At 69.5% G+C, this 16,876-nt stretch carries 15 protein-coding genes; 7 read left to right on the plus strand and 8 right to left on the minus strand.

From position 1 onward, the window contains the following. Positions 1–32: 32 nt before the first annotated feature. Positions 33–1,199 carry a 5-(carboxyamino)imidazole ribonucleotide synthase gene (locus tag ACEN2M_RS13715; RefSeq protein WP_441648694.1) on the minus strand — a complete coding sequence of 389 codons (1,167 nt, stop codon included), beginning with the start codon at positions 1,197–1,199 and terminating at the stop codon, positions 33–35. 109 nt (positions 1,200–1,308) lie between these two features. On the opposite strand from ACEN2M_RS13715, the gene ACEN2M_RS13720 reads away from it, so the two are divergent. Further along, a complete protein-coding gene (locus ACEN2M_RS13720) occupies positions 1,309–1,872 on the plus strand; it encodes a GtrA family protein (protein ID WP_441648695.1) in 564 nt (187 codons plus the stop codon). Here ACEN2M_RS13720 and ACEN2M_RS13725 read toward each other — a convergent pair. Both ACEN2M_RS13725 and ACEN2M_RS13730 read right to left on the minus strand, forming a co-directional pair. Continuing rightward, entirely contained in the window at positions 1,831–2,394 is a 564-nt protein-coding gene (locus ACEN2M_RS13725) for a PH domain-containing protein (RefSeq protein ID WP_441648696.1), read from the minus strand. The two genes, ACEN2M_RS13720 and ACEN2M_RS13725, sit on opposite strands and share 42 nt — an antisense overlap. A gap of 6 nt (positions 2,395–2,400) precedes the next feature. Further along, complete coding sequence (locus tag ACEN2M_RS13730; protein ID WP_441648730.1) at positions 2,401–3,237, minus strand: biotin--[acetyl-CoA-carboxylase] ligase; 837 nt, start codon at positions 3,235–3,237, stop codon at positions 2,401–2,403. A 146-nt stretch (positions 3,238–3,383) separates the two neighbouring features. Here ACEN2M_RS13730 and ACEN2M_RS13735 point away from each other — a divergent pair, with 146 nt between their 5' ends. Together ACEN2M_RS13735 and ACEN2M_RS13740 are read left to right on the plus strand one after the other, a co-directional pair. Further along, positions 3,384–5,015 (plus strand): acyl-CoA carboxylase subunit beta, encoded by a 1,632-nt coding sequence (locus ACEN2M_RS13735; RefSeq protein ID WP_441648697.1) that lies wholly within the window; start codon positions 3,384–3,386, stop codon positions 5,013–5,015. A gap of 8 nt (positions 5,016–5,023) precedes the next feature. After that, the gene (locus tag ACEN2M_RS13740) at positions 5,024–5,260 is read left to right on the plus strand and encodes an acyl-CoA carboxylase epsilon subunit (RefSeq protein ID WP_441648698.1); all 237 of its coding nucleotides are present in this window, start codon (positions 5,024–5,026) and stop codon (positions 5,258–5,260) included. Positions 5,261–5,490: 230 nt separating this feature from the next. Here ACEN2M_RS13740 and ACEN2M_RS13745 read toward each other — a convergent pair whose 3' ends face one another. The 4 genes from ACEN2M_RS13745 to ACEN2M_RS13760 are packed head-to-tail and all read right to left on the minus strand — an operon-like array spanning position 5,491 to position 9,873. Further along, positions 5,491–6,528 (minus strand): hypothetical protein, encoded by a 1,038-nt coding sequence (locus tag ACEN2M_RS13745; RefSeq protein ID WP_441648699.1) that lies wholly within the window; start codon positions 6,526–6,528, stop codon positions 5,491–5,493. Then, the gene (locus ACEN2M_RS13750) at positions 6,525–7,832 is read right to left on the minus strand and encodes a sensor histidine kinase (protein ID WP_441648700.1); all 1,308 of its coding nucleotides are present in this window, start codon (positions 7,830–7,832) and stop codon (positions 6,525–6,527) included. The genes ACEN2M_RS13745 and ACEN2M_RS13750 overlap by 4 nt, the downstream gene beginning before the upstream one ends. Beyond that, positions 7,819–8,517: a response regulator transcription factor gene (locus ACEN2M_RS13755; protein WP_441648701.1), complete on the minus strand. Its 699-nt coding sequence runs from the start codon at positions 8,515–8,517 to the stop codon at positions 7,819–7,821. Before ACEN2M_RS13755 ends, ACEN2M_RS13750 begins: the two co-directional genes overlap by 14 nt. A 42-nt stretch (positions 8,518–8,559) precedes the next feature. Next, positions 8,560–9,873, minus strand: coding sequence for a class I SAM-dependent RNA methyltransferase (locus ACEN2M_RS13760; protein ID WP_441648702.1), 1,314 nt, complete (start codon positions 9,871–9,873; stop codon positions 8,560–8,562). Between the two features lie 40 nt (positions 9,874–9,913). Here ACEN2M_RS13760 and ACEN2M_RS13765 point away from each other — a divergent pair, with 40 nt between their 5' ends. Together ACEN2M_RS13765 and ACEN2M_RS13770 are read left to right on the plus strand one after the other, a co-directional pair. Beyond that, positions 9,914–10,573: a Maf family protein gene (locus ACEN2M_RS13765; RefSeq protein ID WP_441648703.1), complete on the plus strand. Its 660-nt coding sequence runs from the start codon at positions 9,914–9,916 to the stop codon at positions 10,571–10,573. A 102-nt stretch (positions 10,574–10,675) separates the two neighbouring features. Further along, complete coding sequence (locus ACEN2M_RS13770; RefSeq protein ID WP_441648704.1) at positions 10,676–12,439, plus strand: ATP-binding protein; 1,764 nt, start codon at positions 10,676–10,678, stop codon at positions 12,437–12,439. A gap of 117 nt (positions 12,440–12,556) precedes the next feature. Here the strand turns inward: ACEN2M_RS13770 and ACEN2M_RS13775 are convergent, their stop codons facing one another. Next, positions 12,557–13,996 carry an NAD(P)H-quinone dehydrogenase gene (locus ACEN2M_RS13775; RefSeq protein ID WP_441648705.1) on the minus strand — a complete coding sequence of 480 codons (1,440 nt, stop codon included), beginning with the start codon at positions 13,994–13,996 and terminating at the stop codon, positions 12,557–12,559. Positions 13,997–14,066: 70 nt separating this feature from the next. On the opposite strand from ACEN2M_RS13775, the gene ACEN2M_RS13780 reads away from it, so the two are divergent. Both ACEN2M_RS13780 and ACEN2M_RS13785 read left to right on the plus strand, forming a co-directional pair. After that, positions 14,067–14,900: a purine-nucleoside phosphorylase gene (locus ACEN2M_RS13780; RefSeq protein WP_441648706.1), complete on the plus strand. Its 834-nt coding sequence runs from the start codon at positions 14,067–14,069 to the stop codon at positions 14,898–14,900. A 251-nt stretch (positions 14,901–15,151) separates the two neighbouring features. Further along, a complete protein-coding gene (locus tag ACEN2M_RS13785) occupies positions 15,152–16,846 on the plus strand; it encodes a phospho-sugar mutase (RefSeq protein ID WP_441648731.1) in 1,695 nt (564 codons plus the stop codon). Positions 16,847–16,876 lie beyond the last annotated feature (30 nt).

Consider the following 16,876-nt stretch of genomic DNA (forward strand, 5'->3'; position numbering starts at 1 on the left):
GAGGTTGTCTGGCACGGTGATGATCTTAGGCTTTAGTCCTGAAAAAAAGCCGCAGTGGCACGCGCCTGGTAGGTGACCGAGTCCAGATCCGATCCCACAGCCGTGACGTGGCCGATCTTCCGGCCCGCACGGGGGGCCTTGCCGTAATTGTGCACCTTGACGGTGGGCTGCTCGCCGAATGCGGCCGGATAGCGGTCTGCCATGGTGCCCTCGGCGGGTCCGCCGAGGATGTTGACCATCACCGACCACGATTCGCGCAGCCCGGTGCCGCCCAGCGGCAGGTCGAGCACGGCGCGCAGGTGCTGCTCGAACTGGCTCGTGGTCGACCCGTCGATCGACCAATGGCCGCTGTTGTGCGGACGCATCGCCAGTTCGTTGACCAGCAACCGGCCGTCGGTGGTTTCGAACAGTTCCACGGCGAGCACCCCGGTGACGCCGATGCCCTCGGCGACCCGCTCGGCGATGTCGGCGGCGACGTCGCTGAGCCGCCCGGCCGACTTCGGGGCCGGCGCGATGACCTCGGCGCAGACGCCGCCCTGCTGAACGGTCTCCACGACCGGCCAAATCGCGATCTCGCCCGACGGACGGCGGGCGACGACCTGCGCGAGTTCCCGGCGGAAGTCCACGAGCTCCTCGACCAACAGTGCGCCGCCGTTGGCGTCTTCGGCGAGCGCGAGAAACCAGTCGTCCGCCTCATGGGCGTGGGACACCACTCTGACCCCCTTGCCGTCGTAGCCACCCCGAGCCGTCTTGACCACGGCCCTGCCACCGTGATCGGCCAGGAAGGCGGCCAGCCCGGCCGAGTCCTCGACCGCTGCCCAGTCGGGAACCGGCAGGCCGAGCTCGGTCAGCCGCGCACGCATGAGCAGCTTGTCCTGGGCGTAGAGCAGGGCGTCCGGCCCCGGGTGCACGGCGATCCCGCGCGCCACCAGCTCGGTGAGGATCGCCTGCGGAACATGCTCGTGGTCGAAGGTGACCACGTCGACGGTCTCGGCGAATGCGAGTACCGTCGCGGCGTCCCGGTAGTCGCCAACCGACACCGCCGCAAGGTTCGCCGACATGCCGTCGGCCTCGGCCAGCACCCGCAGGTCGATGCCGAGGTTCACCGCGGCGGGGATCATCATGCGGGCCAATTGGCCTCCGCCGATCACACCAACGATCGTGCTCATCTGTTCACCAATTTCTGTGCGACCGTTCATCCGGAGGACCGGGAACTCTCAGGATGGGGAAAATACCGGGACGTAGACTGCGAAAGAAGCGCGTTATCTCGCTCCACGTTCCATTTTCACCTATCGGCCGGACGGATGCATGTCGAGAACACCCTTCACGAGGCACTGGCTGTTCGCTTTTGTCGCCCAGCTGGCCAAGTTCGGCATGGTCGGGCTCGTCGGCTTCGCGGTGGACATCACGGTCTTCAACCTGCTGCGGGCCACGGTCTTCTCCCCCGACGCGGTGGACTCCGGCCCGATCTGGGCGAAGGTGGTCTCGACCGTGCTCGCGATCCTGGCGAACTGGGTGGGCAACCGGTATTGGACGTTTTCGAAGGACCGGCAGTCCCAGACCGTGCGGGAGGGGCTGGAATTCTTCGCGGTCAGCCTCGTCGGCATGGGAATCGGCCTGGCCTGCCTGTGGGTCAGTCACTACGTGCTCGGCTACACCAGCGTCATCGCCGACAACATCTCCTCGAACGTGATCGGGCTGCTGCTCGGCGCCGTCTTCCGCTTCACCCTCTACCGCTACTGGGTGTTCTCGCCCACCCGACGGGCCCGGCTCGCCGGAGCGCCTGCACCGGCACCGGCACCGGCGACCACGAGCACAGGGTCGCTGCGGCTACCGGCCCGTCCAGAGCGTGGACTCGTCACCGAGCGCTGATTGTTCCTGCCGCCTGGCGGCCATGACCGTCGCGGAGACCTCCATCAGGTCCTGCAGGACCTGCTGCACCAGGTCGGCATCGGGCACGTCCCGCAGCATCAGCGGGTGCTCGAGGCCCGAGTTGATCCGCACGGTTCCCGACCTGAACAGCGACTGCAGCCAGTTCTTGCGCACGCTCACGTCGTAGCCGCGACTGTGCAGCAGCTCTTGGCGGACGTGCACGAAGATGCCGTGCACGAAGATGATGCGCCGGGTGGTGATCGTGTACCGCGTGGTCAGCCAAGACACCACCGGCACCAGCCAGAGCAGCACCACGACAACCCCGGCGCCGACCAGGACCATCACGTTCTGCCACGGCTCCGGCAGGTTGGCGTAGAAGTAACCCGTGGCCGCACAGACACCGATCAGCACGAGAGTGGGCCAGAACAGCACCCGGGCATGCCGACGCAGCCGGGCCACGACCACCTCTGCTTCGGGCGCCGGCGTTGGCGCGCCCGGGGTGGTGCTGGCTGGGTTGGTCATAACCCATTAATACCTCAGATGGGTCACGTCCCCGGCGGCAACGGCCCGCACATCGCCGTTCACCCGGTCTTCGACGAGCAGGCGACCGTCGGGATCCAGGCCCACGGCGGTGCCCACCAGATCCTGACCGCCGGGCAGTTCCACCCGCACGGCAGAGCCCAGGGTGCCGCACAGGCCGCTCACCTGGTCGTGCAGGCCGCTGGCCACCGGGTCCCCGCCGTGGGCGAGGAAGTTCTCGGTGAGGTCGCGCAGCGCCCCCAGGTAGGCGGCGAGCACGGCATCCGGGTTGGGGATGCTGCCGGTGACCAGCATCAGTGACGTGGAGGTGAGCGTGGGCAGGTCGTGCTCGTCGAGCGCGAGGTTCAACCCCGCACCGATGCACACCCCGCTGCCGTCCGGCAGCAGCTCGGACAGGATGCCGGAGACCTTGTAGCCGTCGATGAGCACGTCGTTGGGCCACTTGAGCGCCACCTCGTGCCGGGGCGCCTCCTCGTCGCCGCCAGGCACCGCCTGCGCGCCCTGCACGACGGATCGCACGGCCAGGGTCATGGCCGCTCCGGCGAGCAGGGGGAACCAGCCGAACCGGTTCGCGGGCAGCGGCCCGGCCGGCAGCGTCGGGCGGAGCAGCACCGAGACGGCCAACGACTTGCCGCGCGGCGCCAACCAGGTGCGACCGAGACGGCCGCGCCCGCTGGTCTGGTTGTCGGTGACGATGACCGAGAGGTTGGGCCAGGCCGCGGCATCCGCGCCCATCGCCCTGGTCACCAGAACGTCATTGGTCGACCCGGCCTCGTCGAGGTACTCGAACCGTGCCCCGATACCGCGGCTGCCCGAAAACTCCATGCTCACGCCTCTTCTCCCACCCGTGGGGATTCATAACTCCTGCAATTCTGCCCAGTTTGGTGCGGAACCGGGCATTCCGGCGTGGCCGGGCACGAATTGCGGGAGTTGTACACCGGCCGGGGCGGGGCGGCCGGCGCACTCTGGGGATGGTGCGGGGCGGGGCCGGTAGAGTGAACGGCGTGACTGAGAACCCGACCGGACCCGACCTGTACACGACGGCTGGAAAACTCGCCGACCTCAAGAAGCGCTATCACGAGGCCGTGACCGCGAGCGGCGAGGCCGCCATCGAGAAACAGCACGCCAAGGGCAAGATGACCGCCCGCGAGCGGGTGGACGAACTGCTGGATCCGGGTTCGTTCGTGGAGCTCGACGAGTTCGTGCGGCACCGCACCGTGGCGTTCGGCATGGAGAAGAAGCGCCCGTACGGCGACTCCGTCGTCACCGGCACCGGCACCATCCACGGCCGTCAGGTGGCCGTGTACTCCCAGGACTTCACGATCTTCGGCGGCTCGCTCGGCGAGGTCGCCGGCGAGAAGATCATCAAGGTGATGGATCTGGCCCTGAAGACCGGGGTGCCCATCATCGGCATCCTCGACTCCGGCGGAGCGCGTATTCAGGAGGGCGTCGTGGCCCTCGGCAAGTACGGCGAGATCTTCCGCCGCAACACCGCGGCATCCGGTGTGATCCCGCAGATCTCGATCATCTGCGGCCCGGCCGCCGGCGGCGCGGTGTACTCCCCCGCCCTGACCGACTTCGTGATCATGGTCGACAAGACCAGCCAGATGTTCGTCACCGGCCCCGACGTGATCAAGACCGTCACCGGCGAAGACGTGGGCATGGAGGAGCTCGGCGGCGCGCTCACCCACAACACCATCTCCGGGGTGGCGCACTACCTGGCCAGCGACGAGTCCGACGCCCTCGACTACGCGCGCACCCTGCTCGGCTTCCTGCCCGACAACAACCTCGCTGAGCTGCCGGTCTTCGACAGCGAGGTCGAGCTCGAGACCACGGATGCCGACCTCAAGCTCAACACGCTGATCCCGGACTCGCCCAACCAGCCCTACGACGTGAAGACGGTGATCGAGCACATCGTCGACCACGGCGACTTCCTCGAGACGCAGCCGTTGTTCGCGCCGAACATCGTGGTGGGCTTCGCCCGCATCGAGGGTCGCAGCGTCGGCATCGTCGCCAACCAGCCCAACGCCATGGCCGGCACGCTGAACATCCCCGCCGGCGAGAAGGCCGCCCGGTTCGTGCGGTTCTGCGACGCGTTCTCGATCCCGATCCTCACCCTCGTCGACGTGCCCGGCTTCCTGCCCGGCACCGACCAGGAGTGGACCGGGATCATCCGCCGCGGCGCGAAGCTGCTCTACGCCTATGCCGAGGCCACGGTTCCGCTGATCACCGTGATCCTGCGCAAGGCCTACGGCGGCGCGTACATCGTGATGGGTTCCAAGCAGCTCGGTGCAGACATCAACCTGGCCTGGCCCACCGCGGAGATCGCGGTGATGGGCGGACAGGGCGCCGTGAACATCCTTTACCGGGCCGAGATCAAGCGCGCAGAGGCCGCCAACGAGGATGTCGCCGCCGTGCGCAGCCGCCTGGCCAACGAGTACACCTACAACGTCGCCAGCCCGTTCCTCGCCGCCGAGCGCGGCGAGCTCGACGGGGTCATCGAACCGGCAGCAACCCGGGTCTCCGTGGTCAAGGCGCTGCGGGCGTTGCGCACCAAGCGTGCGAGCCTGCCGGCCAAGAAGCACGGGAACATCCCGCTGTAGGGGCCACCATGACAGACACCGTCAACCCAGGCTTCGACCCGGCCGAGCTCACCTTCGTGACGACAGGAGTCACCGAGCAGGAGGCCGCCGCCGTGACCGCCGTGCTGCGGGCGTTGCTGCGCGCGGAGTCCGACAACCTGCGGGCAACACCGCATGGCATCACCACCCCCTGGCAGGACAGCCAGCGCAACACCAGGGCTCCCCTGGCGCGGGGCGACGAACGCTGGCGCGGCTTCACCGCCTGACCACGCGCTGTCCTGTCCCCCTAAATGACGACTTTTCCCGGGGCCGGGCAGGCAGCAATATTGTTATTGCTGGGTGTTGCTTTCGAGTGACACCACCAATCATTCGCCGACTAGGGTAAGCAGGCGAATGTGTTGGGGGCGCGTCAGGGTGACATTCGGGTTGTCACCCCGACACGGAAATGTTGGAAGGGGATCTGCCTCCGGGCTGATCCCCTTTCGCATGTCCGGGTTCAGTGCCGGCCGGCCTCCCGGCCGCTCCGCGGGATCTCCAGCCACAGGTCGACCTCTTCGTCCGGCGAATCCTGCCCGAGCGCGCTGAGCCTCGGGTCGGGGCTCTTGATGCCCACCACCGTCACGGCGGTTCCCGAGCCGTCAGCCGCCGTTCTGGCGATGATGGTGGCCGCCGTGGTGGCGGCCATGGCGTCGGCGAGCGTGTTCAACACAATCTGAAGGTCGACGCCGCGCAGGTCGTCGATTCCGCCCTCGTCGAGCAGAGTGACGGTGGCCCCGCGGCGCCTGGCCGCCATGACCTCATGCCGCACAGCGTCGTTGAGCAGTTTGCGGCCGCGGATCTCGTCCCGGATCGCGGCTTCCAGGTGCCGGCATTCCTGCCGCTCCGCATCGGTGAGGGCGCCGCCCTCCAGCACGATGCGGCGCAGCATCGGCGCCGCCAGCCGGATGGTCTGGGCCAGGCGCACCTGACGCTCGTACAGGTGCGCGTCCTGCGCCGCCTGCCATTCGGTGGCCTCCCGCTCGGCGAGGCCGTACTGCCGGGCGTCCCGGCCGGCCTTGGCCAGCGCCCTGGCCAGGGTCACCGCCACGAACACCCAGACGACGCTGCCGATCACTCCCATCGACGCGAGGGCCCCTGCACCGGCCCAGATCAGCGTGTGCGCGACGAGGAAGGCCACCCCGACCCAGGCGAGCGCTGCGCGCCTGCGGGTGGCTGTGATGGTCATCAGGGTGCCGACCGCGGCCACATACCAGGTGGCGTAGCCGTTGTCCGGCACCGAGCCGTCCAACTGGCTGCCGACGAGCAGCGGCACGGCGATGCAGACCGCCACGTTGAAGAACGCCAGCGCCAGCGACATCCGGGCCGGGCTGCTCGGCCACAGGCTCATCGCGGTGGCCACGACATAGAGCAGGATCGCGATCAGTGGGGGCACCGGCGAGGTGGGCGCATCCAGCGAATACAGCGCCAGGATCACGTGATACGCGGAGAACAAGGCGGCCAGCGAGAGGATCAACCCGCGGGGGACGGTGATCATGCGTCCTCCCCGCTTTCGCTCAGCGGCCACTCGATCAGGATCGAGGTGCCCTGGCCACCACCGCTCTGCACGTGCACGATTCCGCCGGCCGTCGCGACGCGTTCCCGGATCGAGATGCGCAGGCCCAGGCGCTCGTTGGGCACGGCGGCCGGGTCGAATCCGACCCCGGAGTCGACGATCTCGATGACGCAGCCACCGAGCAGGTTGGTGTTCATCCGCACCGACCTGGCCACGGCGTCGCCGGGGGCGCCGGCGTGCTGGATGCTGTTCACGATGGCTTGGGCGCTGGCGGAGTACAGGGCCTCGGCGGCGTGAGCGGGCAGGCTGATGTTCTCCGCATCGCAGTCGATGTAGTCGATCGGCTCGTCGAACCGGCCGGCGATGGCCCGAATGCGGTCCTTGAGGTCGCTGAACGGCACCATGTTGTCGTCGGCGGCGGGGAGTGAGCCGGCCTCGTTGAGCCGGGTGATGGCTTCCTGGGCCATCGTGGCGGCGAGCTCGGCGGACTTCGGCGTGCCGGCGGCCGCGGCGGACAGCAGGGCGGCGAGCACGCTGTCGTGCACGATGGAGTCCACCTGCACCCGCTCCACCTCGGTGGCGTGCTGGCGCACGGCGGCCGAATACGTCGTCAGGGCGTTGGTCTGGGCGGTGTCGACGGCGGCGGTGGCTTGGCGCAGCATGGTGATGATGATGAGCACCACCTGGCCGAGCAGGATCGCATAGAGGGCGTCGAGGGCGCCGAGCATCGGCTCGGCCCCGCCGCCGGCCGGCAGCACCCGCACGATGCCGTAGACGATGGGCGCCACCAGCGTGTAGATCATCGCCCACCACAGCGAGAACGACACCGCGGCGCAGGATGTGGCGACGGTGCAGAGGTACCAGAGCCAGGGCTTGCCGTCGAGGGTGTCCTCCGGGGCGCTGAGCATCGCCGGCCAGGCGATCAGGGCAGCAAGGTAGAGCACCGCGAACAGGCCGCTGGTGCTCCTGATGAACTTCTTCACCAGGGTGGCGATGACCGCCACACCGAGCCCGCCGAAGATCGCCACCGTGACGGCGACACCCAGGCCTGGCTTCAGGCTGTCGAGCTGGCCGAGCATGGCCGGGTAGGTCTGCAGGGCGAAGATCAGGCCGACGCCGCCGACGGCCCTGGACACCACCCGCTCGATCTGCGCGCGGCTGATCGGTTTGCGGGGCTGCTTGGACTCGTTGAGCAGGTCGGCGCCCAGCTGCTCGGGCGCGACCCGGCTCGCCGAGAGCCTGAACGACCGGACCGGGGCGGCCTCCGCCGGTCTAGGAGCGCCCATCCCCGCCATCCGGGTCGAGACCCGGCAGGATGCCGTCTTCGACGGCCCTGCGCAGCAGGTCCACCTTCGTGGGGGCGGGCCGGCCCACTTCGACGTACTTCACCCGGATGCGATCGAGGTACTCCCTGGCGGTGGAATGGGCGATCCCCAGCTGCATCGCCACCATCTTCAGCGGCAGGCCGGAGGCGTAGAGGTGCAGCACGTCGCGTTCGCGGCGGCCCAGCTGGGCCTTGGCGAAGTCGCGGTCGGCGTCGATGGCCGTGGCCCACTCCAGGTTGTTGAGCACATCGCCCCGCGCCACCGAGGCGACGGCGGCCATCACGGTGGTCGTCGGGGAGGACTTGGGGATCACGCCGGCCGCACCGGCGGCCAGGGCCTCCCGCACCAGGGCGACCCTGTCGGCGATGCTGTGCACCAGCACCGAGGCGCCGGTGCCGCGGGCGAGGTGCACGTTGTCGGTGACGAGCGACCCGTCGCCGAGCGAGAGGTCCAGAACTATCACGTCGACAGGGCGGGCGGCGAGGCCGGCGACGAGTTCGCGCACCGTCGCGGCCGCGAAGACCACCTCGAAGCCCGCGTTCTCACAGGCGGCCTTGATGCCCAGCCGCACAGACTCATGGTCGTCGGCGATCCCGACACGTACGGGCTGGTCGCCCCGGTCGGGCGATACGTGGGGCTCGGTCACGGTGTCTTCATCTTTCGTCGTCGGTTCTGCTGCTAACACTAGCTATCTGGTGAGCAGCGCGACGGCCTCGACGTGGTGGGTGTTCGGGAACAGGTCGAAGGCGCGCAGGCTGCGCAGCGTGTAGCCGTGCTCGGCGAACAGGGCGACGTCGCGGGCCAGGGCCACCGGATCGCAGGCCACGTAGACCACCTGGGCCGGGCCCAGGTGCACCAGGGTGTCAACGACCTCGCCGCCGGCGCCGGAGCGCGGCGGGTCGAGGACCACGGTCGCGGCCCGCTGGCGGGCGCGCTCGGCCTCGCCGGACTCCCGGGTGAGACCGGTCAGGAACTTGTCGACCCTGCCGGTCTGCGCGGTGGCGCCGACCCATTCGGCGAGGTTCGCGCTGGCGTTCTCGGTGGCCTGCGCGTCGCTCTCCACCGAGGTGATGCGAACGTCGGATCCGAACCTGTCGCCGACGGCGGCGGCGAGCAGCCCCACACCGCCGTACAGGTCGAGGTTGGCTGCCTTCGGGTCGAACAGGTCGGGGTCGATGGCGTCCTGCACGGCGGCGAACAGGGTTTCGGCGGCGCGGGCGTGCACCTGCCAGAACCCGGCGGCGTCCAGCCTGAATTCGCGGTCACCGACCACCTCGGTGATCGGCTTGGGTGCGGTGCGGCGCCGACGACCCTTGTCGTCCTGCTCGCCGACCAGGATCTGCACCGGGCCGACGCTCGGGGCGATGACATCGACGGATGCGGCGCCGGCGAACAGTTTGTCCAGCGGCGCGGCCATTTCGAGGGCGTGCACGGCCAGCGGCAGGTCGTCGACGGGGATCACCCGGTGCGAGCGGGCCGCGTACGGGCCGACGATGCCGGTCTCCGTCACGTGCAGGCGCACCCTGGTGCGCCAGCCGGTGCCGTCCATGGCGTCGCCGGGTGAGGCGTCCGCGGCGACCGGGACCGGCTCGACCGTGACGTCGGTGTCGACGCCGGCCATCCGGTGCAGGGCGTCGGCGAGAACCTGGCGCTTGAGTTCGCGCTGGTGGCCGAGTTCGATGTGGCCGAATTCGGCGCCGCCGGCACGGTCGGCCGGATCGCGGTCGATGGCGGCAGCGGCCCAGATGTGCGGCTGGCGTTCGGGGGCCGCGTCGAGGACCTCGACAGTCTCGGCTCGCCAGAAGCTCTTCTTGTTCGCGTCGGTCAGGCGCACCCGCACCCGCTCCCCCGGCAGGGTGTCGCTGACGAAGATCACGCGGCCCTCGTGCCTGGCGACGAAGATGCCGCCGTGGGCTACGTTGGTGATATCAAGGTCGAGTTCTGTGCCGATCTCGCCCTCTGGAATGCTCTGACTTGCCTGACGATTAGTGTTGGTGCCCATTGAATGAGCATCCCACACTGTCGCGCCACCGAAGGGTTCCATGCGTCTGTATCTCGCCTCCACCTCTCCTGCCCGGCTGTCATTGCTGCGTGCGGCGGGCATCGAACCGGTCACCATCGCGCCTGACGTCGACGAGGATGCCGTCGCGCTGGCCGAAGCCGCCCGCACCGGCGCCGCGCTCACCCCGCACCATGTGGTGGAGCTGCTGGCCAGGGCGAAAGCGGAGGCCGTCGCATCCGCCGGCGCCGACCACGGCATCGACGGATTGATTCTCGGCGGGGACTCGGTCTTCGTGCTCGACGGCGTCATCTACGGCAAGCCGCACACCCCCGACCGGGCCAGGGAACGCTGGCACGGGCAGCGCGGGCGCACCGGTCAGCTCTACTCCGGTCACTGGCTGATCGAGCACACCAACGGTGCGGTCGGCCGGGCCGTGGGCGCCGTCGCCGTGGCCGAGGTGACCTTCGTCGACGACATCCCCGATTCGGAGCTCGACGCATACATCGCAACCGGGGAACCCCTGTTCGTGGCCGGCGCATTCACCATCGACAGCCTCGGCGCGCCGTACATCAGCCGCATCGAGGGCGATCCGTCCACCGTGGTCGGGCTGTCACTGCCGACCCTGCGCAGATTGGTGCTCCGGCTGGGCTATGACTGGCCAAGCCTGTGGAATACGGGCACTTCGGCCCTACCGGATTGACCGTTCTTTCGGGGCCTTTGTAGCCCGACGCAGTGTTCAGCCGATGGTTTTTGTGGGAAAGAACCAAAAATGCGGAGGTTCCGCCCAATAGGCTCAGTACCTATGTCGCGTATAACGAAGGTCCTCATCGCTAACCGGGGCGAGATCGCCGTCAGAGTGATCAGAGCAGCGAAGGACAGCGGCATTCTCTCGGTCGCCGTGTACGCCGACCAGGACAGGGACGCTCTGCACGCCCGCCTGGCCGACGAGGCCTACGGGCTCGACGGCACCACGAGCGCCGAGACCTACCTGGTGATCGAGAAGATCCTCTCCATCGCCCGCCGCTCCGGCGCCGATGCCGTGCACCCCGGCTACGGATTCCTGGCCGAGAACGCCGCGTTCGCGCAGGCCGTGATCGACGCCGGCCTGATCTGGATCGGCCCGTCCCCCACCGCCATCGAGCAGCTCGGCGACAAGGTCTCCGCCAGGCACATCGCCGAGAAGGTGCACGCGCCGATGGCGCCCGGCACCCTCAACCCCGTGGCCGACGCATCCGAGGTGCTCGCCTTCGTCGACCAGCACGGTCTGCCCGTCGCCATCAAGGCCGCGTTCGGCGGCGGCGGCCGTGGCCTCAAGGTGGCCCGCACCCGCGACGAGGTGCCCGAACTTTTCGACTCCGCCGTGCGCGAGGCCGTCACCGCGTTCGGTCGCGGCGAGTGCTTTGTGGAGAAGTACCTCGACAAGCCCCGGCACGTCGAAACCCAGTGCCTCGCGGATGCGCACGGCAACGTCGTCGTCGTCTCCACCCGCGACTGCTCCCTGCAGCGCCGCCACCAGAAGCTCGTCGAGGAGGCGCCGGCGCCGTTCCTCACCGAGGCGCAGACCACCGAGATGTACCGGGCGTCCAAGGCCATCCTCAAGGAGGTCGGCTACGTCGGCGCCGGCACCTGCGAATTCCTGATCGGCCAGGACGGCACCGTCTCGTTCCTCGAGGTGAACACCCGCCTGCAGGTGGAGCACCCGGTCTCCGAGGAGGTCACCGGCATCGACCTGGTGCGCGAGCAGTTCCGGCTCGCCGAGGGCGGCGTGCTCGACTACGACGACCCCATCGCCGTCGGCCACTCGTTCGAGTTCCGCATCAACGGCGAAGACGCCGGCCGCGGCTTCATGCCGGCACCCGGCCCCGTGCACGTGTTCAAGGCCGCCGGCGGGGTGGGCGTGCGCGTCGACAGCGGCGTGCAGTCCGGCGACGTCATCTCCGGCTCGTTCGACTCGCTGCTGGCCAAGCTCATCGTCACCGGCGCCACCCGCGAGCAGGCTCTCGAGCGTGCCCGCCGGGCCCTGGACGAGTTCGAGGTGGCCGGCCTGCCCACAGTGCTGCCGTTCCACCGCGCGATCGTGCGCGACCCCGCCTTCGCCCCGGCCGACGGTGCCCCGTTCTCGATCTACACCCGCTGGATCGAGACCGAGTTCGAGAACACCATCCCGGCCTGGAGCGGCACCCTCGAGGACCGCCCCCGCTCCGACGCCAGGCACAGCGTGGTCGTCGAGGTGGACGGCCGCCGCATCGAGGTGAGCCTGCCCAGCACGCTGCTGCCCGGCACCGCGTCGGAGAAGACCGCGGGGCCCGCCCCGCGCCGACGCACCATCGCGCACTCCGTGAACACCGCAACGGGGGATGCCGTCAAGGCGCCCATGCAGGCCACCGTCGTGAAGATCCTCGTGGCGGAGGGCGACAGCGTCGTCAAGGGCGACCTGCTGCTGGTGCTGGAGGCCATGAAGATGGAACAGCCCCTCACCGCGCACAAGGACGGCATCGTCGGCGTGATCGGCGCCGGCGTCGGCGCCACGGTCTCCAGCGGCCACCTGCTCATGACGGTCGGCTGACCGGCCCGAACCGAACGCATACGCAACTGTTCCCCGTGCGGACAAGTGGCCCCGGTACGCCGGGTGCAGTTGTCCGCACGGGGAACAGTTAGTTGCGGATACGAGTGGGGTGCTGGGTCAGTAGTGCACCTTGTGCATGGCGCGCGCGGCATCCGTGATGGACCCGGTCAGCGACGGGTACACGGTGAACGCCTCGGCGACCTCGTCGACCGTGAGGCCGTGCTCCACCGCGAGGGTGAGCGGGAAGATCAGCTCGCTGGCCTTGGGGCCCACGATCACGCCGCCGATGACGGTGCCGGTGCCGCGGGAGGCGATCAGCTTGACGAAACCGTCGGTGATGCCCATCATCTTGGCGCGCGGGTTGGCCTCCAGCGGGATCTTGTAGACCTCGCCGCGGCGCAGGCCCTCCTCGATCTCCTTCTGGGCCCAGCCGACGGTGGCGATCTCGGGCTGGGTGAAGATGTTCGCCGCGACGTTCCGCACCTCGATCGGCTTCACGGCGTCGCCCATGGCGTGGTAGACCGCCGTGCGGCCCATCATCGACGCGACCGAAGCCAACGGAATCTCGGTGGTGCAGTCGCCGGCGGCGTAGATGTTGGGGATGGAGGTGCGCGCCACCCGGTTGACCCGGATGTGGCCGGACTCGTCCAGCTGCACGCCGGCCTCGGCCAGCCCCAGGCCCGTGGTGTTGGGTACGGCGCCGACGGCGATCAGGCAGTGGCTGCCCTCCACGGTGCGGCCGTCGGCCAGGGTCACCAGCACGCCGGTGTCGGTGCGCTCCGCCGACGCCGCCCTGGACTTGCTGAGCACGACCATGCCGTTGCGGGTGAACACGTTCTCGATCACCGCTGCCGCGTCGGCGTCTTCGCCCGGCAGCACCTGGTCGCGGCTGGAGATGAGGGTGACCTCGGCGCCGAGGGCACGGTACGCCGAGGCGAACTCGGCCCCGGTGACGCCGGAGCCGACCACGACGAGGTGCTTGGGCACCGACTTGAGGTTGTACAGCTGGGTCCAGGTGAGGATGCGTTCCCCGTCCGGCATCATGCTGGGCAGAGTACGCGGGCTCCCACCGACCGAGATCACAATGGTGTCGGCCTCGATCCGGTCGAAGTCGGTGCCGGAACCGTCATCGCCGGTGGACACGATCACGGCGTCGCGGCCGTCCAGTCGGCCGTGGCCGCTCAGCAGCTTCACGCCCGCCTTGACGAGGGTCGCGCGCATGTCTTCGGACTGCTCCCTGGCCAGGGCGAGCAGACGCTTGTTGACGGCGGCGAGGTTGATCGCCACCTCGGGGTGCAGCGGCTTGCCGTTGTCGCCGCGCACGAAGAACTGCACACCGAGATCGGTCGCCTCCCGAATCGAATTGGAGGCCTCTGCGGTGGCGATCAGGGACTTCGACGGCACGACATCGGTGAGCACAGCGGCTCCGCCCACCCCGACCCGTTCGATGAGGGTGACCTCCGCGCCCTGCTGGGCGCCGGCCAGGGCCGCCTCATAGCCGCCGGGGCCTCCGCCGATGATCGCGATGCGCTGTTTTCTCTCGAACTCGTAAGACATTCACTTATTCTGTCGCGCCGCCCCCGCCCGGCCAAACCACGGCGGACGCCCATGCAATTAGAGTAGGGAGATGCTCACGACCGAGATCAATCCTCTTGACGCGCCCGAAACAGACCCGTTTGACGTGGCCAGGCTCGCCGCTCAAGAAATCAGCGCAGCCACCGGTGTCGCCCGCCACGACATCGCCCTCACCCTGGGAAGCGGTTGGGGCAAGGCCGCCGACCTGATCGGCGAGACCACCCACACGATCCCCGCGCAGGAGATCACCGGGTTCAGCGCCCCCGCCCTGGCCGGCCACGCCGGCACGCTGCGCTCGGTGCTGCTGCCCAGCGGCAAGCGCGCCCTGGTGATCGGTGCCCGCACCCACTACTACGAAGGCCACGGCGTGCGCCGGGTCGTGCACAGCGTGCGCACCGCCGCAGCCACCGGCGCGTCGACCATGATCCTCACCAACGGGGCCGGCGGCATCCGGGAGACCTGGAAGCCGGGCACCCCGGTGCTGATCAGCGACCACATCAACCTCACCGCCGATTCACCGCTTGAAGGCGCCACCTTCATCGACCTCACCGACCTCTACTCACAGCGGCTGCGGGACCTCGCCCACGGCATCGACGCCACCCTGGACGAAGGCGTCTACTGCCAGTTCCGCGGTCCGCACTACGAGACGCCCGCCGAGGTGCAGATGGCCAAGGCCATCGGCGGCCACATCGTGGGCATGTCCACCGCCCTGGAGGCCATCGCGGCCCGGCAGGCCGGCATGGAAATCCTGGGAATGTCGCTGATCACCAACCTGGCCGCGGGCATCCAGAAATCACCACTGAGCCACGGCGAGGTGCTCGAGGCCGGCCAGCAGGCCGAGGCCACCATCAGCGCACTCCTGGCCAAGATTGTGGCCGCACTGTGAGCCAGACCGACGGCACCCCGGCCGACCAGACCCCCACGGGCGAAACCCGCCGCCACGGCGCGCACGCCGCCGAACCGGACGCGACTGAGCCCGAAGCCACTCGGCCCGACGCCGGGGTCACCCCCGCCGACGAACCCGAGCCGAGCACAGCGGTGCTCGAGACCGTCGAGGGCTCCGACGAGATTCCCGCCGCGACCGCCGTTCTCGACACCATCGCCGACACCGTCGTCGAAGACGAGACCGTCGACCCGGTGAACGCCCTCATCGTCACCGCCACCGCCTGGCTCGCCCAGGACCCCGACCCGGAGACCCGCGCCGAACTGCGCCTGCTGATCCAGCAGGCCCAGGACCGCGAACCGGCCGCCGTGGCCGACCTGCACTCCAGGTTCGACGAGCGGCTCGCGTTCGGCACCGCCGGGCTCCGCGGCGAGATCGCGGCTGGGTCCAACCGGATGAACCGGGTGCTGGTCTCCCAGGCCGCCGCCGGCCTGGCCGCCTATCTGCTCAACCAGGTCGACACCGTGCGGCCCGGCGGCATCCCGTCCGTGGTGATCGGCTTCGACGGCCGCCGCAACTCGCACGTCTTCGCCACCGACACCGCCTCGGTGATGGCCGGCGCCGGCATCCGCGCCATCCTGCTGCCCCGCCTGCTGCCCACCCCGGTGCTCGCCTTCGCGGTGCGCCACCTCGGTGCCAGCGCCGGCGTCATGGTCACGGCGTCGCACAACCCGCCCAACGACAACGGCTACAAGGTCTACCTCGGCGACGCCAACGACGGCTCACAGATCGTCTCCCCCGACGACGTCGCCATCGCCGCCGAGATCCAGCGGGTGGCCGACACCCTGCTGGTCACCGACCTGCCCCGCGCCGCGTACGAGACCGCCCCGGAGTCCGTGGTGCAGGCCTACGTCGACGCCACCGCCGCCGTCGGCCTGCCGCCCCGCGCCCAGGTGAAGGCCGTCTACACGGCACTGCACGGCGTGGGCTGGGACACCACCCGCCGGGTGCTCGACGCCGCCGGGTTCGCCCTGCCGACGCTCGTGGACGCGCAGATCGCTCCGGACTCCGCCTTCCCCACCGTCGCTTTCCCCAACCCTGAGGAACCCGGCGCGATGGACCTCGCCTACGAGACAGCCCGCGAGGTGGGCGCCGAGATCATCATCGCCAACGACCCGGATGCCGACAGGCTCGCCATCGCCATCCCCGACGCCGACGCGGAGGAGGGCTATCGCCGCCTGAGCGGCAACGAGGTTGGAGCGATCCTGGGCTGGCGCGCCGCCGAACTCGCCCAGAACGCCCCCGGCGACGGCGGCGCCGACGGCACCCTGGCCTGCTCGATCGTGTCGACGCCGGCGCTCAAGGCCGTCGCCGACGCGTACGGGCTGAACTTCGCCGACACCCTGACCGGGTTCAAGTGGGTCTCCCGCGCCCCCGGCCTGATCTTCGGCTTCGAGGAGGCCCTGGGCTACCTCGTGAACCCGGGCACCGTGCGCGACAAAGACGGCATCTCGGCCGCCGTCGCGTTGCTCTCCCTGGTGAGCGAGCTCAAGGCCGACGGTTCGACGCTCGCCGAGCACCTCGACGCGTTCGCGGAGAAGTTCGGCTACTACGCCTCCGGCCAGATCTCGGTGCGGGTCACCGACCTCACCGAGATCGACCGGGTCATGGCGCGGCTGCGCGAGAGCCCGCCGGCGATGGTGGGCTCCAGCACCGTCGACCACATCGACGACCTCAGCGGCGGCTTCAACGGTCTGCCGGCCAGCGACGTGCTGCGCATCGTGCTCGCCGACGGGTCCAGGGTGATGGTGCGGCCCAGCGGCACCGAGCCCAAGCTCAAGGTGTACCTCGACACCAGTTGCGCCGTCGGGACTCTGGCCGAGCGCACCGAGACGGCCACCACGGCACTCGCCGACCTCGAGCGGGGTATGCGCGCTCTGATCGGCTGAGCCGGCCGACGCGGATGCCCGGACCGGGCA

It is taken from the genome of Cryobacterium sp. W22_MBD10_FK3, assembly GCF_052113745.1.
In the GTDB taxonomy this organism is placed as follows: Bacteria; Actinomycetota; Actinomycetes; order Actinomycetales; family Microbacteriaceae; genus Cryobacterium.

Excerpts from the sequence above, each read along its gene's own strand:
- ACEN2M_RS13715 (WP_441648694.1), bottom strand. The coding sequence starts at position 1,199 with ATGAACGGTCGCACAGAAATTGGTGAACAGATGAGCACGATCGTTGGT.
- ACEN2M_RS13720 (WP_441648695.1), top strand. The coding sequence starts at position 1,309 with ATGTCGAGAACACCCTTCACGAGGCACTGGCTGTTCGCTTTTGTCGCC.
- ACEN2M_RS13725 (WP_441648696.1), bottom strand. The coding sequence starts at position 2,394 with ATGACCAACCCAGCCAGCACCACCCCGGGCGCGCCAACGCCGGCGCCC.
- ACEN2M_RS13730 (WP_441648730.1), bottom strand. The coding sequence starts at position 3,237 with ATGGAGTTTTCGGGCAGCCGCGGTATCGGGGCACGGTTCGAGTACCTC.
- ACEN2M_RS13735 (WP_441648697.1), top strand. The coding sequence starts at position 3,384 with ATGGTGCGGGGCGGGGCCGGTAGAGTGAACGGCGTGACTGAGAACCCG.
- ACEN2M_RS13740 (WP_441648698.1), top strand. The coding sequence starts at position 5,024 with ATGACAGACACCGTCAACCCAGGCTTCGACCCGGCCGAGCTCACCTTC.
- ACEN2M_RS13745 (WP_441648699.1), bottom strand. The coding sequence starts at position 6,528 with ATGATCACCGTCCCCCGCGGGTTGATCCTCTCGCTGGCCGCCTTGTTC.
- ACEN2M_RS13750 (WP_441648700.1), bottom strand. The coding sequence starts at position 7,832 with ATGGGCGCTCCTAGACCGGCGGAGGCCGCCCCGGTCCGGTCGTTCAGG.
- ACEN2M_RS13760 (WP_441648702.1), bottom strand. The coding sequence starts at position 9,873 with ATGGGCACCAACACTAATCGTCAGGCAAGTCAGAGCATTCCAGAGGGC.
- ACEN2M_RS13765 (WP_441648703.1), top strand. The coding sequence starts at position 9,914 with ATGCGTCTGTATCTCGCCTCCACCTCTCCTGCCCGGCTGTCATTGCTG.
- ACEN2M_RS13770 (WP_441648704.1), top strand. The coding sequence starts at position 10,676 with ATGTCGCGTATAACGAAGGTCCTCATCGCTAACCGGGGCGAGATCGCC.
- ACEN2M_RS13775 (WP_441648705.1), bottom strand. The coding sequence starts at position 13,996 with ATGTCTTACGAGTTCGAGAGAAAACAGCGCATCGCGATCATCGGCGGA.
- ACEN2M_RS13780 (WP_441648706.1), top strand. The coding sequence starts at position 14,067 with ATGCTCACGACCGAGATCAATCCTCTTGACGCGCCCGAAACAGACCCG.